Source organism: Hahella sp. CR1 (assembly GCF_029813005.1).
Lineage (GTDB): Bacteria > Pseudomonadota > Gammaproteobacteria > Pseudomonadales > Oleiphilaceae > Hahella.
Window position 1 is genome coordinate 318588 of sequence record NZ_JAPELK010000006.1, and the last position, 14193, is coordinate 332780.

The 14193-nt window shown below is 50.2% G+C and carries 9 protein-coding genes; 5 read left to right on the top strand and 4 right to left on the bottom strand.

Features of this window, described 5'->3' with window-relative positions:
- Positions 1-364 precede the first annotated feature (364 nt).
- From ONV78_RS16990 to ONV78_RS17000, 3 genes are all read left to right on the top strand, one after another.
- On the top strand, positions 365-4234 hold the full coding sequence (locus ONV78_RS16990) for a G8 domain-containing protein (protein WP_279504874.1): 3870 nt from the start codon (positions 365-367) through the stop codon (positions 4232-4234).
- Positions 4235-4794: 560 nt separating this feature from the next.
- Positions 4795-5520 carry a transporter substrate-binding domain-containing protein gene (locus ONV78_RS16995; protein ID WP_279504875.1) on the top strand — a complete coding sequence of 242 codons (726 nt, stop codon included), beginning with the start codon at positions 4795-4797 and terminating at the stop codon, positions 5518-5520.
- Between the two features lie 257 nt (positions 5521-5777).
- A complete protein-coding gene (locus ONV78_RS17000) occupies positions 5778-6542 on the top strand; it encodes a transporter substrate-binding domain-containing protein (protein ID WP_279504877.1) in 765 nt (254 codons plus the stop codon).
- 66 nt (positions 6543-6608) lie between these two features.
- On the opposite strand, the gene ONV78_RS17005 is transcribed toward ONV78_RS17000, so the two are convergent.
- The 4 genes from ONV78_RS17005 to ONV78_RS17020 all read right to left on the bottom strand — a co-directional run bounded on the left by ONV78_RS17005 (position 6609) and on the right by ONV78_RS17020 (position 12056).
- Positions 6609-7958: a hypothetical protein gene (locus ONV78_RS17005; protein ID WP_279504879.1), complete on the bottom strand. Its 1350-nt coding sequence runs from the start codon at positions 7956-7958 to the stop codon at positions 6609-6611.
- 18 nt (positions 7959-7976) lie between these two features.
- Complete coding sequence (locus tag ONV78_RS17010) at positions 7977-9974, bottom strand: DUF87 domain-containing protein (RefSeq protein ID WP_279504881.1); 1998 nt, start codon at positions 9972-9974, stop codon at positions 7977-7979.
- A gap of 13 nt (positions 9975-9987) precedes the next feature.
- The gene (locus tag ONV78_RS17015; RefSeq protein WP_279504882.1) at positions 9988-10803 is read right to left on the bottom strand and encodes a Dam family site-specific DNA-(adenine-N6)-methyltransferase; all 816 of its coding nucleotides are present in this window, start codon (positions 10801-10803) and stop codon (positions 9988-9990) included.
- Positions 10804-11174: 371 nt separating this feature from the next.
- Positions 11175-12056 (bottom strand): LysR family transcriptional regulator, encoded by an 882-nt coding sequence (locus ONV78_RS17020; protein WP_279504884.1) that lies wholly within the window; start codon positions 12054-12056, stop codon positions 11175-11177.
- Between the two features lie 110 nt (positions 12057-12166).
- Here ONV78_RS17020 and ONV78_RS17025 point away from each other — a divergent pair, with 110 nt between their 5' ends.
- Both ONV78_RS17025 and ONV78_RS17030 read left to right on the top strand, forming a co-directional pair.
- Positions 12167-13075 carry an MBL fold metallo-hydrolase gene (locus tag ONV78_RS17025; RefSeq protein ID WP_279504886.1) on the top strand — a complete coding sequence of 303 codons (909 nt, stop codon included), beginning with the start codon at positions 12167-12169 and terminating at the stop codon, positions 13073-13075.
- A gap of 135 nt (positions 13076-13210) precedes the next feature.
- The gene (locus ONV78_RS17030; protein WP_279504887.1) at positions 13211-13978 is read left to right on the top strand and encodes a hypothetical protein; all 768 of its coding nucleotides are present in this window, start codon (positions 13211-13213) and stop codon (positions 13976-13978) included.
- The last annotated feature ends 215 nt before the right edge of the window (positions 13979-14193 follow it).

The window sequence follows — 14193 nt, forward strand, 5'->3', positions numbered from 1 at the left end:
TTCTTTATTCATCGTTATGCCGTATGGGTTATAAACATTGCCCTAATGGATTGACTGTGAACTTATGTTAATGTTCGCCTGGGATACGGATAACGGAAACACCGCATTAATTTGATTGCCGCGCCAGCGGTTATTGGCTTGATGCATTTCGGTTATTCGCCTTAAAGGATGAGGTTCTGGTTTCGGTGACAAAGATAGCAATGCCGAACTTTTTACTTAATTTATCTATGTCGAATCTGAAACGTTTAAGGGTGATTTTGGATAGGGGATTTCTATGTCTGTTTGAAGCATAGATTCCTAACGCCTTTAATCGGGGTTCAGGCGAGCCAGAGCTAAGAATCAATGCACTGTGGAAGACTATAAAATGAACTTGGGTGACACGAATAATCATACTGACGAGCCGACTCGCGGCTCAGTCTTAAAACGCAAGGGGGCGCTTTCCATCCTGACGACCGTCGCGGCGCTGACGTTTTGTCAGAGCGCCATGGCGGTGACGGCGGTCGGTGAGGGCGTGGTGACGCCTATTGGCGATTCCGGTTTTGAGACGCCGGATGTTCCCTCGGGAGGCTATCAATATCTTCCCAAAGGCGGTGAGTGGGCCTTCGCCGATAGCGCGGGCATTACCGAAAACGGCTCTGCGTTTACTTCATGCAATCCCGCCACGCCTCAGGGCCAGCAGGCGCTGTTTATCCAGCAGACGGGGCAAGTGCAGAAAACCATTACCATCCCCAGCGCAGGCGCTTACCGCGTCAATCTGCGTGGAGCGCAACGGGGCTGCATCAACTCTTCTCAAGGTCAAACGCTGCGGGTATCGCTCGCCGGCAGTCAGGTTGGCCGAATCCGCCCGCAGGACACTAACTATCGCCTGTATCATTCCACCGCGATGTGGCTGGAGCCCGGCAAATACCAATTATTATTGAGCGGCCTGAGCGCAAGCGGCGATAACACCGCCTTTGTCGACGACGTGCAGTTGGAGAAGCTGCCGATGTGGTCGGAGGCGTCGTCCTGGCTGGAGAACTCGGTTCCCGGGCCTGGCGAAGAAGTTTATATTCCCGCCGGCTCCACCATGGTGCTGGATAACCTGAACGCGGCGAGTGTGATCATCAACGAGGGGATTCTCACCGCGCCCGTCAACCGCGACTTTACGCTGGATGTGGCGGAAATCCACGTCATGGCGGGCGGCTTATTGGAGCTGGGCCGGGAAGAGGCGCCGTTTAATGGCCAGGGCGTGATTACTTTGCTGGGAGATAATCCGGCGGCGGAATCCAAGCTGATTCACGCCATGAACGGCGGACGTATCGAAATGCATGGCCAGCCCCAGCGGTCCTGGACGCAACTGGGCGCCTCCGCTGCGATTGGCGACAACAGCATCACGCTGAAAGAGACGGTGAACTGGCGGGCGGGAGATCGCATTGTCATCGCCTCCAGCGACTTCGACATGAATCACGCGGAAGAATTCACCATCGTCAGCCTTAGCGGCGACAGAAAGACGCTCACGCTCAATGACCGCCTTGCCTATAACCACTTCGGCAAACTGCAGCAATACAGCGACAACGGACAAAGCTGGACGCTGGACGAACGCGCGGAAGTGGGCCTGTTGTCCCGTAATCTTCGGATTCAGGGGGACGAAGACAGCGGCCGCATCGCCTATGGCGGCAATATCATGGTGATGCGCGGCGCTTTCGGTCGTCTTTCCAATGTCGAGCTGACTCGCATGGGGCAGCGCCGCAAGCTGGGACGTTATCCTTTCCACTGGCATTTGGCCGGCAACGCCGCCGGGCAATACATTCGCAACTCCAGTATCCACCACACCTACAATCGCGCGATTACCGTTCATGGCACGAACAACGCCTCAGTGGAAAACAACGTCTGTTACGACAACCTGGGGCATGCCCTGTTCATGGAGGACGGCAACGAGACCGGCAACCGTATCGTCGGCAATCTGGGCATGGTGACTCGCAAGCCCGCGCCGGAATACGCGCTGCTGCCCAGTGATTTCACCAATGGCAGATTGAGAAACGCCAGCGGTCCGTCCACCTTCTGGATCACCAATCCCAATAACATCGTGCAAAATAATCACGCCGCCGGTTCCGACGGCTCCGGTTTCTGGTTCGCTTTTCATCAGAACCCCAACAGTCCGGTGTTCGTTCCGGGGCTGAATCCCAATGTGCAGAACCTGCCTGCCGGCGCTATTGACAATAACACCGCGCACTCCAGTTTCCACGGCTGGTTGCTGGGCATGGCGCCCACCCCCAATGACGCTTCGCAAACGCCTAACCTGAACAATGACTACATGCCCCAGCAGGAGCCGGTCATTAATGGGCTGACGGTGTACAAAAACTACCTGGGCATGTATTCCCGCGTAGGCGGCAATCGCGGCAAAAGCACCTACAACGACCTGATCGTGGCGGATAACTATGAAGGCGAAGCCAGCACCTGGGTGACGGACTACAACCGCGTGCTCTGGGTGGGCGCTTCGGAAAACTACGAACCTGTGGCGCCGCTGGGTCTATCCGCGTCCAGTGGCGTGATCGGTCTGGCGATCGGGCATATTCTGTATGATGGGCCGGTGCGTATTCGCGATTCCCATTTCACCGGCTTCGAGCGGGACAATTTCACCCTGTTCGACCAATGGGGCGCCAACATCAAATACTCCGGGCACTCCCTGCACAACACCACGGTATCTCCGGGCAGTTATCAGGTGCGCTATCGAAACGACTACATTGGCCCGGTCTGGTTCAACGGGGCGATTTACGATGTGGACGGGACATTCACCGGCCAGCCTATGACCGCCATCACCCAGGACCATCCCATGCTGGTCGACGGTAACAGCAGCCGCATCAAAGATGGGCTGAGCGGCATGGAAAGTCGCCGTCGTTTCGCCTACGTGGAGGTGCGTCCTTCTGATGAAATCTGGCTACCGCCGGCGCCGCTGGTCAGCCGCAGACGTCAGGACAGCACCTTTTTCCGTAGCGACGGAGCCCGTTATACCGAGTCCCGCAAGGAAATCGAAGGCGTCAGTCTGTTGCCCATGGTCGACGGCGCTTATAACTACGCCTACATCTATCACGACCAGATTCCCAGCATCACCCGCTTCGATTATCACAGCATGAGCAGCGGCGAGTATGTGACCTTGGAGCTGCCGGGCGTGGCGCCTAACGTGTATGTCTATCTGGGAACGCCGGCGGGGCAATACGGATTCTCCGGTCCGCTGATTCAGTTGGGTTCGGTCGGCGCCAGGGCGGCGTTGCGCGCGTTTGACGGCAACGCCTGGGCTTATGAGAACGGCAGTTTGTTTGTGCGCTTCAAAGCGCCTGCTGGCGCGGATTTCAGAAATCCCGGCGAACTGGGCTCTATCTTCGTATGTTTGAATCCCGGGTGCGCGCCAGGGGCCAATCGTCCGCTGGCTCCCAATGTTTATGTGTTGAACAAACAAGGCGGCGCCAGAACCACGTTCCAGAAGCTGTTGCGCAGCAAGAGTTTCATCTCCACCGCCGCGCAGAACAGCGCGCTGGAAGCCGCTAACGAAGCCTGGCAGTTCGATATGACGGACTGGGATCGCGACGGCTACATGGATATCGCCGGCTTCAAAAAGCGCAACACCGGCACGGGAACGACGGAGGTGCATATCATGGACGGCAAGAGCGGGCTGCAGCGTTTTATCTTCCAGTCCGGCACCGCATTAGGCTACATAAACGTCAACGATCATATGGCGATACGGGACTACAACGGCGACGGCCAGCCGGATATCTGGGCCATCCTGCATAACACAACAGGCAGCGGCCGCACGGAGGTGCATGTGCTGGACGGTAGAAACCCGCAGAACTTCCTGCTGCATGACGCCACAGGGCTGGGCTTGCGCCCGAACTCGTCGGATGAGTTCCTGATCAGCGATTATGACCGCGACGGCCGGCCCGACCTCTGGTACATCGCCAAACGAGGCGGCTCCAACAGAACGGAGGTGCACATCCTGAGCGCGCAAAGCGGTTACGATAACTTCGTCGTCCACTCCGCCACAGCGCTGCACGCCACCGATGACAACTGGAGCTTCCGCGTGGCTGACTTCAATGGCGACGGCGCGCCGGACCTGATTGGTTTTAAACGCAATGGCGTGAACAGTACGGAAATTCATGTGCTCAACGGCGCAAACAACTTCCAGAACTTCCTGTTCCAAAGCGCCACCGAACTGCCCAAAGGCTCCGCCGACAACGTCTATCTGATTAGCGATCGCTAGCCTTTCTCATGCGCCGGAGTCGAACTGAACTCCGGCGCTCATTCCACGAAAACAGTTGGATGGCGCTCCGCTTATCCAACCTACAACTAACACCCCCTCCCAAAGTAGGTTGGAAAAGCGCAGCGCCTTCCAACATTCAAACGTTCAAAACTACCGCCGCGTTCAAACTTTCTTCTCAATAAGCCCCGCCAAGATCCGCGCTGTATTTTCGTTTCACGAAAACAGTTGGATGGCGCTTCGCTTATCCAACCTACAATTAACACCGCCTCCCAAAGTAGGTTGGATAAGCGGAGCGCCTTCCAACATCCAAACGTTCAAGGCGACTCCCACGTTAAAAACTACCGCCACCCCCAATATTGTCTCCCCAAAAGCCTACACACGGCGGCGCTGCAATTTGTTGGCGACCTGTTTATAAACTAACCTTATTACGGTTACTGGCCGCTGCGCCACGCCACCCTGGGGATTTGTAAACAACGCCGTTTGACCTTCGCCTGATGAACTTTCTCCCCGAGGTTTATCGGCCTACGCCAATGATCTATCTCAAACAGAGAGGTATAAGCATGAAGGCTCTTTCTACCTTGATTCTGACCATGCTCGTTGCGTTTTCCGCGCAGGCGGAGACCGTCACAGCTGCGCAGGACCCTTGGCCGCCGTTTATACAGGAGGGGAGCGATCCCGGAATTTCCATCGCGCTGCTGAAAGCGGCGATGGAGAAAGAGGGCTACACGGTGGATTTCAAAATCCTGCCGTGGAAACGGGCGTTGAATGACGTGATCAACGGCAATATCGACATATTGCCCGGCGCCTGGTTCACGGAGGAGCGCGCCAAGGTGCTGAATTACAGCAACTATTACGCGCAGAACAGCATCAAGTTTATCAAGCGCAAAGGCGACCCGTTTGAGTTCAATGGGCTGGATAGTCTCAGCGGGAAGAAGGTCGGCATCGTCAGCGGTTACGGCTATGGCGACGAGTTCACTCACGCCACTAATTTCTCCAGACCGGAAGCGGGGACGATTGAGGCCAACGTTAAAAAGCTGTTGAGCGATCGCGTGGACCTGACCCTGGAAGATGAGATCGTCGCCAAGTCTGTCATGAAGGACGCCGGCATCGACCTGGGCTCGGTGGAGTTCACCAGTAACGCCCTGTCAGTGAACGACCTGCATGTCGCCACCGGCAAGGCTAACTCTCAGGGCCAGAAAATCATCGAGGCTTACAATCGGGGTCTCGCCGCCATCAAAGCGGACGGAACCTACGACAAGATCCTGGCGGATTACGGAGTCAAATAACCCGCCTACTGTCATATCGGCCGCCAGACAAGCCGGTCTCGTGAAAACGGGCGGGACTGTCTGGCGGCTGAATTTGCATTGATTTACAAATGTGTCATGCCAAAAAGGAGATGATCAGAGCAGACTGCTTTAACCGGTAGCTACCTAACGTACGAGGCGTATACCGGCAGCAAGCGCGTTACGCTAAGGCGGCGTCAAACGGACGCAGGGAAAGCCACGCTTTTTCACATGCCTTTGTCAAAGAAGTTAGAGCAAGAATGACCCTACGAAAGCTGTTGGCGGGTATCTTTCTGAGAAGCCTCCTCGTTCTCCTGATCGGGTTATGGCCGCCGAAGGATGGGGCGCACGCGGAAGAGTTCAGAGTGCTGGCTCATAACACGGAATTTCCCCCCTATTATTTCTACCAGGATGGCGTCCCAACCGGCTTCTACAAAGACTTTTTCGACGCCATCAGCCGCATCACGGGCGACACCTTCATCTCTCAAACACACCCCTTGGCCCGCGGCTTGATGATGTTCAATGAAAATCTGGTGGATATCGAGTCGGGAGTGAATCCCGCATGGCGGGCAGGGGAGAAAACCCTGGGGCTGTTTACCATTCCCTATGCGCAATCCGTCGACATCCTGCTATTCGGCCGCAATAAAAGCCTGCCCGTCGAAGCGCCCTCGGACTTAATCGGCAAACGCATCGGCGTCGTGCGCGGCTACCAATATCCAACCTTCACCAGACTCTTCCAAAGCGGCGCCATCGAACGCTACGACGTCAACGGCGAATCCCAACTCCTCACCATGCTACTCGCCGGCCGCCTGGACCAGGTCATCATCAACAAAGACCTCGTCCTCTACCGCATGCGCGAAAACCCCGTCTACCGAGGCCTCGAACCCGGCTTCGAAGTCGGCGGCGTAGACGTCATGCTACGCATCCACCCCAACAAAGCCGCCGCACTGGACCGGTTGAATGCGGCGATTAAGGAGTTGCTTGATAGCGGGGAGATTGAGGGGATATGGGGGCGATATCGGTGATAGTTATAGAAACCCAAGCAAGGCGGCAGTCTGAATTGTAGTGAGAGTCCAGCTTTCAAAAATCAGCTAGGTGCTGCTTGATTCAGTAAATTTTTGCAAAACGGTTGCTGACGGGTAGCTGGACATCGAGGCTATTCCATTAGCTAGCTCTACAGGAAATAATGCCCCCTCAAATTTTCTACTAATTAAACTTGGCAATGTAGCTAAAATTCGTTCCAACCCAATTAAATTATGAGATGCAGGGAAATCACCAGCAGGGTTGTAATTTCCCGTAGGGATACTAAGGACAAAATGTGTAGCCGGATCTAGCTTCACATATACCTTTTCCCCCCAGTTTGTTCTGCTTCCATAAGGGTTTGTCATATCTGGAGATCTGTATACTTCACTTCTAACATAATCATGTGTCAGAACCGCGTATGATAAATTTTCCTCATGAGTATGTGGCTTCGGAAACCTAGCTATTGTTGATAGATGGTCAAAAAATGCACCTGATTTTTCCTGACCAATAATATGAACAGGGCGTCCAGTATCCTTTGCAAACTGTAAAAAGCTTCGGATTGGAGGGACTAACTTGGAGTATTGACTTCGTAGGGTAAGCGCCCCATCTTTAATAAAAAGAGTATGACTGAGTATAGTCTTATCACTGTGATTCCAAAGGAGCCTTATAGCAGTAAAAAGCATCATATGCTCCATAATAAGCATATAAGAGGAAGCAATTGAGTCTGGTGCGCTATCTTCATCCATGTCAAGATGAAATCCAATCATATCGGTCAGAAAGATCTTCTCGCCACAACCATACAGCGGACACGTCATTTCATCTGAGTCATAGGGAAAACCTGACTTGACCTCCTCACCACAACATGGGCACCTGAAAGCAGGGGAGGCACACTTTTCACTATTATTCCACTTCTTATATACGATCCATTTTAACGTTTCGAAAAACGCACCATTTTCATCAATTTTCATTGAATCTTTAACGATATGCCGTATAGCATCATAGTTTGATCCAAGAGAAGTTCGGACATTTTTTAACGGAAACACGGTGGCGTGGAAAACAGCACTATCAGCCATAATGTCCTGCAATAATAAAGGGTGGGGATGCTCTTTATCGATTGCATCTAGACGGCATTTATCTACTGTGAGTAATGCCGTTTTTACAAAAGAGACTTCTTTGGATGGTTGACTACTAGTTCTAATTGTTGCAAAAGAACCATCTGTAGCCCACACACTCTTAAGGGTATTTGCCGAGGCGCAATCGAACTCGTGCCATGTAGTCTTGCTGTGATCCTCACTGGAAAGAAGGGAACTCTCAAAATCAGAAATTAGTGACTTCACCCAGTCACTTCTAGTAACAGTTAAATGACCAAGCTTCGATGCGCTCTCACCAGGAAGCCTTCCAGATGATTGGTATGCCATATCCTTTTCTCCTATTGATCAGACAAAGCTTACTTTTGTAGTAACTTCAAATTTATAGGCTTGAACCGGAATTACGAACCTGTGCGAAAGCGTTAGCATTCGCATATATCCTGGAGTTTTTGCTCTTAAAATATCCTGCTCAATCCCAGAAAAAGCAACTTGAACTCTAGAAAGAGAACGAGCTTCATCTTGGCTAGAGAGGTGTCCAACAAAAAAGTTTTCTGTTTGTGCCAATAAGTCTTTATTGATAGTTGAGGGTGATTGCGTTGAGTAGACCATTCCTATGTGGAACTTCGCGCCCTCTTTAGCAAAGCGGGCATAAACACCGGTAAGATCCTTGCTTTCAGGAGGAAATAAGTTATGGGCCTCCTCAAAATATAGTTGAACAAAGCTGCTTCCCAAACTGTTGCCTACAAACTTTTTCTCCTGATGTGAAAAAACAGCATTTGATAGCATGTCAGCAAAATAGCGCCTGACTTGATCTGTTGCATTTCCTAAATCCAGAATCACAGTTTTCCCTTTGTCTAAGAGATCAAGAATTTCGTTGATGAAGCCACTTGCTTGAGGGTGATGATAAATCATGTATGGGCGAAGAATTGATGGGCCAGAACCTGACGCTGGTTTCAAGAAGCCCAATAAAGCTAAGTCATCTGCATCAAACATTGATCCTCCACTTGAGGATTTTAAACTTGATGCATCATTTTCATTTATATATTTAGCTATAGATTCAAACTCTCCAACGAGAGTGTCAAGGCTATTCGGAGGGTTAGGGATATTTGCTGTTTTTCCATATATTTTTTCGCGTAAGCTATTGTTGAAATGCGGATCGAAATTCTTAGCATTTTTCGACAGCAATCCCAAAGACTTTAATCTGGTCTCATCAGCAATGTATCCTGCTTTTTTTAGAATTGACCAATACATTTGGATTTTTCTTATTGGTCTATCTTTCTCTGAATAACCTAATGCTGATATAGACTTTATAGTGGGAAGCTTAACAGAGGAAAAATTTTTAATATAATTAGATGATTGGTTGTCCTGGCTAAGTAGAGATGCGAGTATTTCAATACATTCGCTTGGATCTTCATAAAAGTTTAGGCGCAATGGCTTTGAAGGTGTTTCTTTTCTTTCTGTTAGAGCGTATACATTGCATCTACTCTCAAATGCAGAACGAATAGATGCATTTCCATCTTGGGGGTTGTCATTTGCATACTCACCATTAATGTCAAATATTAATTGACCAACACTATTATCTGTTTTTGTTGCTTCGAGCATTCCTTGAGCAATTAACTTAACAACGTTTGACTTTCCTAAGCGGGTTTTTCCGAACATGGCTGTTCTACAGCCTTTAAAATCATTTAGTGAGATTTTTACTGGTGTACTGGTATTGCTTCCGCCGGACCTTAGCCCGCACTCCATAGTTCTTAATTCACCAATCTCGAACTGATTTTGGAGTTTAACTGTACCGTTTACTATTAGGTTAAGTAATGCATCATCTGGCGAATAAACTTTATATCTATGTGCACTTACTACATTGTTAACATCGCCAGAAAATGCAAGCATGCACATATCATTTGGATTTGCATAGAACATGCCCAATACATCGCAATCTAAAGCGCCCCATTGGAGTTCGTTTTGTGTCCATACATCTAGTTCTGGCATAGACTTTTTATGTAATTCAAAATAAGTTTGCTGAACTTGGTTGCTAAGAGGTGTTGGGCAAACTCCGGTGACTCTTAATAGAGTAAAATGTAACGGAAGGTCTCCTGGATTAGTCGGTGCCATTATTAAGAAAGACCCTCTCGGAATGCCTCCGACTGCAAGCTTGTATGGGTCGCTGGTTATTATTTTTGCTGATTCATAGCCAAGTTCCAGTACGTAACCGACGAATCTCATTTCCTGAACATTTCTAGCCTGTTCTAACCGCTCCTCTTTACTGAGGAATACACGTAATGCGTTTATCGGGTTGTCTTGAGTTGAAGTGTTGTTTACGAGATTGGAAAGACTTGTGGTAGACATATGGCTTCCTTTTCTATGCTTGTACTACAATTTCTTCATATTGGCTTCGGCTGGAGCTTTTTGCCGATATAGAGCTATACCTGCTAACGGTTTCAATATCAAAATCCCTTTCTGTGTATAGCTCTCTTACGGACTCATGATTTGCATTTGTTAATACAATATGAGCACCCCTGTTTCTTGCACGAAACAAGGCGTTAGCTAATCTTACTTGGTCATCCCATGAAAATAATTTTTCATTGTATTTTATGAATCCATTTAAGTTATGTCTGACAGTATAGGGAGGGTCTGCAAAAATTAGATCTCCATCTTGCGCTAGATCGACTAGAGTCTCGAAATCCGAGGTTTTTATTATTGCATTGCTCAGGACTCTGGAGAGCTCCTCAAAGTTATCCGTATCCTGAATTACAGAGTTTTTACTCCCCCTAGGGACATTGAATTCACCTCTGAGATTAACTCGGTATATTCCATTGAAGCATGTCCTGTTTAGATATATGAATCGTGCCGCTCTATCTATTATACAAGTTGGGTTGCTCGCCCTCACACTATAATAATACTCGTCACAATGCTTTTTCTGGTGAATGCTTAATAGCCTTTGAATAGATTGCCAGTTCTCTTTAATTCCATTGTAAGCAGAGACTAAGTCTGAGTTTATATCTCCTAAAACTGCACTCTTTGGCTTTAGATAAAAATATACCGACCCACCTCCAAGAAAAGGCTCTATGTACCGGTTAAATTTTTTAGGGAGTATGCTTCCGTATTTTTGAACAAGCCATCGCTTTCCTCCGGCCCATTTCAAAAATGGTGTCAACACTAAGTCTTGTGAAGGCATGATTATTTGTTTCCAATTGCACTTTGTATTTAATGAGCTTTGTATATTTCTATTCCATGTGCTATTCAAGGCTTGTACCTTAGCCCTCATCATCTGTGACACTCGGCTCTAGAGTAAGTGTCTTTTCGATCTTAGCAGACTTTAAATAGGCAAGAAGTACTAATTTAAGGGGCTCTTGCTTTACTCAATAATTCGCTTGCATGCTGCGCCAAAAAATATAAGCCAAGGGTGAATATTGCTCTCAGTAGAACTGGCGAGCGCTTATAGTTTAGCGTTACATTTATGTACCCACGAGAAATTTTAGAGGTTTTTCCAGTTTCGTACCGCAATTTTACTCTCTGAAAATAATACAAAACCCCATCAAATTCATCCTAACCCAACTCCAACCGCTCCCCCAGCAATTCCAAAAACCACCGCACCCGATAGGGCAGAAATTGTCGGGTGGTGTAGAGGGCGGTTACGGTGAAGTTTTCGGTGGGGGTGGCGGGGAGGAGTTCGATTAGTTTGCCTTCTTGCAGGTCTTGTTCGTAGAGCCATCTTGGGCCCCAGTTGACGCCCAGGCCGCTTTTTACGAAGTAGGCGATGGATTTGAGGCTGTTGGCCATGATGGCGCTGCGGATTTTGGCGGCGGGGAAGTGGTTGCCGTCCTGGAATTGGATGTCGGATTTGGCTTGCAGTTGGGAGTAGAGCACGAAGTGGTGTTGCGCCAGATCGCTGATCTTTTTCGGGGTTCCGTGGGCTTTCAGGTATTCCGGGCTGGCGGTCAGCACTCGGGGGATTTCGCCCAAGTATTTGGCGTACATTTCCGAGTCTTCGATGCGGCCGAGGCGGATGGCGACGTCGATGTTGCTTCTTGGCAGATCTGCGATGTCCGCCCCCAGGATCAGCTCGACGCTTAGCTCGGGTGCGAGTTTCAGCATCTGCTCGACAATGGGAGCGATGAAGGTGTCTCCCAGATCCACGGTGGTGGCGATTCGAAGATGTCCTTTGACGTCTTTGCTGTTGCTGAAAATCTCTTCTTCCAGAGCGTCCTGCTCGTCCAACAGCCTGCGCAGGCCCTGATAGTAGGCTTTGCCCAGCTCGGTCGGCGTGGTTTGGGCGGTGGAGCGGTTCAGCAGTTTCGCCTTCAGGCGTTGCTCAAGTTTGGCGACCTTGCGACTCACCGTCGAAGGCTCCATGTTCAGTTGCAACGCGGCCTGTTTGAAGCCGCCGGCTTCGACGACGCGAATAAAGATCGCTTCAGGAGAGCCCATCTTATTGCACTTTTTGCATTTAGGTTTTGCAATCCTAGGTATTCATATCAATAAGTGCAACTAAATATACTGGATGCAGATTCACATTAATCCGCATTTGGGTATCTGGTATGAAACATTCACTTAAACGCATTTTTGCATCCATCGTCGTCTCATTGGCGACCATTCTGACTGGCGCGCCCGCCAAGGCGGCGGTGCAGGAAACCGTCTATAAAGTCGCCGATAACCTGTATTCCTTCAGCCTGGACGGCGGTTATATCTCCATGTTCGCCATCACGGACAAAAGCGTCGTCGTTTTCGAGACGATGAACTCTCAACATGCGCAAGCCATGCTGACCGCTATCAGAAAGATAACCGCCAAGCCCGTCAAATACGCCTTTCACAGCCACAACCACTGGGATCACGCCAGCGGCGGTCAGGTGTTTATTCAAGCCGGCGCGGAAACCGTCGCTCATGAAGAAGCGGCGGCCTGGATGCGGGCCAATCCCTATCCCGACATGACGGCGCCGACATTAACCTGGAAGGGCGACTACAAGCAGTTCGATGTGGATGGCCTGAAAATCGACCTGCATTATTTCGGCATGAATCACGGCCTGGGCATGACCGTTTTCTATCTGCCGCAAAGCAAAACCGCCTATCTGGCGGATATCGTGACGCCGAACCGGGTTATCTTCTCCGTCGTGCCGGACTTCAATCTGCGGGAGTGGGAGAGAACCCTGAATGAAGTGCTTAAACTCGACTTCGACACCGTCATTTTCTCTCACAACGAAAAAGCCGAGCCTCTAAAAGGCGGCGACAAAGAAGATGTCAAAGCGCAACTGACCTACCTGCAGGACCTGCGCGCCGAGTTTTATGCTGAACTTAAGAAAGGCACGCCGCCCATGGCCATCGCCTCCACATTGCGGTTGCCCAAATACAAAGATTGGGTCGGCTATGATGAATGGCTGTCGATGAACGTCTGGCGCATCCTGGCGGATGAATTCATGGGGCCGTTCCCCTGGCGTCCTGCGCAGGATTGATCATCCCGCAGACGTGCTTCCGAAAAAGCCAGGTCTGCGTAGGTCGGGCCTGGCTTCCACAGCTGCTAAAACTGATATAACTGCTATAACCGGGTATAGCTGGTGCTGCATCAAAATCAAAAAAGGAGTCGCATCATGTTGAGTGAACTGAGCAACAAAGAGAAAGTCTTCAAACTGCTGAAAGGCATAGAAACCGGCGACCCGGACGCCGCCAGCGTCGTTAACGAGAAACGGTATGTGCAGCACAATCCTCATACCGGCGAGGGCAGCCTGGGACTGGCGGAGCTGTTCAAGCAAATCGCCAAGACCGGACCTAAAGTGACGATGGTGCGGGCGTTTGAAGATCAGGATTTTGTGTTCGCCCACATGAAATACGAGTTCTCCTCAGTTAAGGCGGCGTTTGAGGTGTTTCGTTTCGAAGACGGCCTGGCGGTGGAGCACTGGGACAATCTCCAGCCTCTGGCGGGTCCAAACCCTTCCGGACACGGCATGCTGGATGGTCCACAACAATCCAGCGACTTACATTTGACGGAAACCAATAGAACGGTGGTGCGGGAATACGTGAACGAAGTACTGATAAATCGACAACTGCAACGGCTGGAGGAGTTCGTCTCCAGCACAGACTTTATCCAGCACAATCCCGAGATGCGCGACGGCGTTGCATCCCTCCACGAAGCTCTGTCCTTACGCGAAAATGATCGTTACGCCTTAACCTACACAACCTTGCACCGAGTCCTGGCGGAAGGCGACTTTGTTCTCAGCGTCAGCGAAGGCCTGTGGCGCGATACGCACAGCTCATTCTACGACCTGTTCCGAGTGCAAGAAAAAATAGTCGAACACTGGGACACCATTGAACCCATCCCTCCCAGGTCGCAATGGAAGAATGACAATGGGAAGTTTTGATTTCGGTGATCAGGCCTGTCTGGTTTGATTCAGACTCAGTTGTTGGAAGGCGCTGCGCTTTTCCAACCTACAAGTAGCGAACAATCTATAAACCGTAGGTTGGATAAGCGCAGCGCCATCCAACACTCTTATTCAATATTCTTACTCAACACTATTACTCAATACTCTTGCCCAGTGTCACTGAAATGCATCCCGTGTAATGCAAACACTTGGGA

What these genes read in the sequence shown, in the direction of transcription:
- ONV78_RS16990 (WP_279504874.1), top strand. Translation starts at nt 365, where the DNA reads ATGAACTTGGGTGACACGAATAATCATACTGACGAGCCGACTCGCGGC.
- ONV78_RS16995 (WP_279504875.1), top strand. Translation starts at nt 4,795, where the DNA reads ATGAAGGCTCTTTCTACCTTGATTCTGACCATGCTCGTTGCGTTTTCC.
- ONV78_RS17000 (WP_279504877.1), top strand. Translation starts at nt 5,778, where the DNA reads ATGACCCTACGAAAGCTGTTGGCGGGTATCTTTCTGAGAAGCCTCCTC.
- ONV78_RS17005 (WP_279504879.1), bottom strand. Translation starts at nt 7,958, where the DNA reads ATGGCATACCAATCATCTGGAAGGCTTCCTGGTGAGAGCGCATCGAAG.
- ONV78_RS17010 (WP_279504881.1), bottom strand. Translation starts at nt 9,974, where the DNA reads ATGTCTACCACAAGTCTTTCCAATCTCGTAAACAACACTTCAACTCAA.
- ONV78_RS17015 (WP_279504882.1), bottom strand. Translation starts at nt 10,803, where the DNA reads ATGCCTTCACAAGACTTAGTGTTGACACCATTTTTGAAATGGGCCGGA.
- ONV78_RS17020 (WP_279504884.1), bottom strand. Translation starts at nt 12,056, where the DNA reads ATGGGCTCTCCTGAAGCGATCTTTATTCGCGTCGTCGAAGCCGGCGGC.
- ONV78_RS17025 (WP_279504886.1), top strand. Translation starts at nt 12,167, where the DNA reads ATGAAACATTCACTTAAACGCATTTTTGCATCCATCGTCGTCTCATTG.
- ONV78_RS17030 (WP_279504887.1), top strand. Translation starts at nt 13,211, where the DNA reads ATGTTGAGTGAACTGAGCAACAAAGAGAAAGTCTTCAAACTGCTGAAA.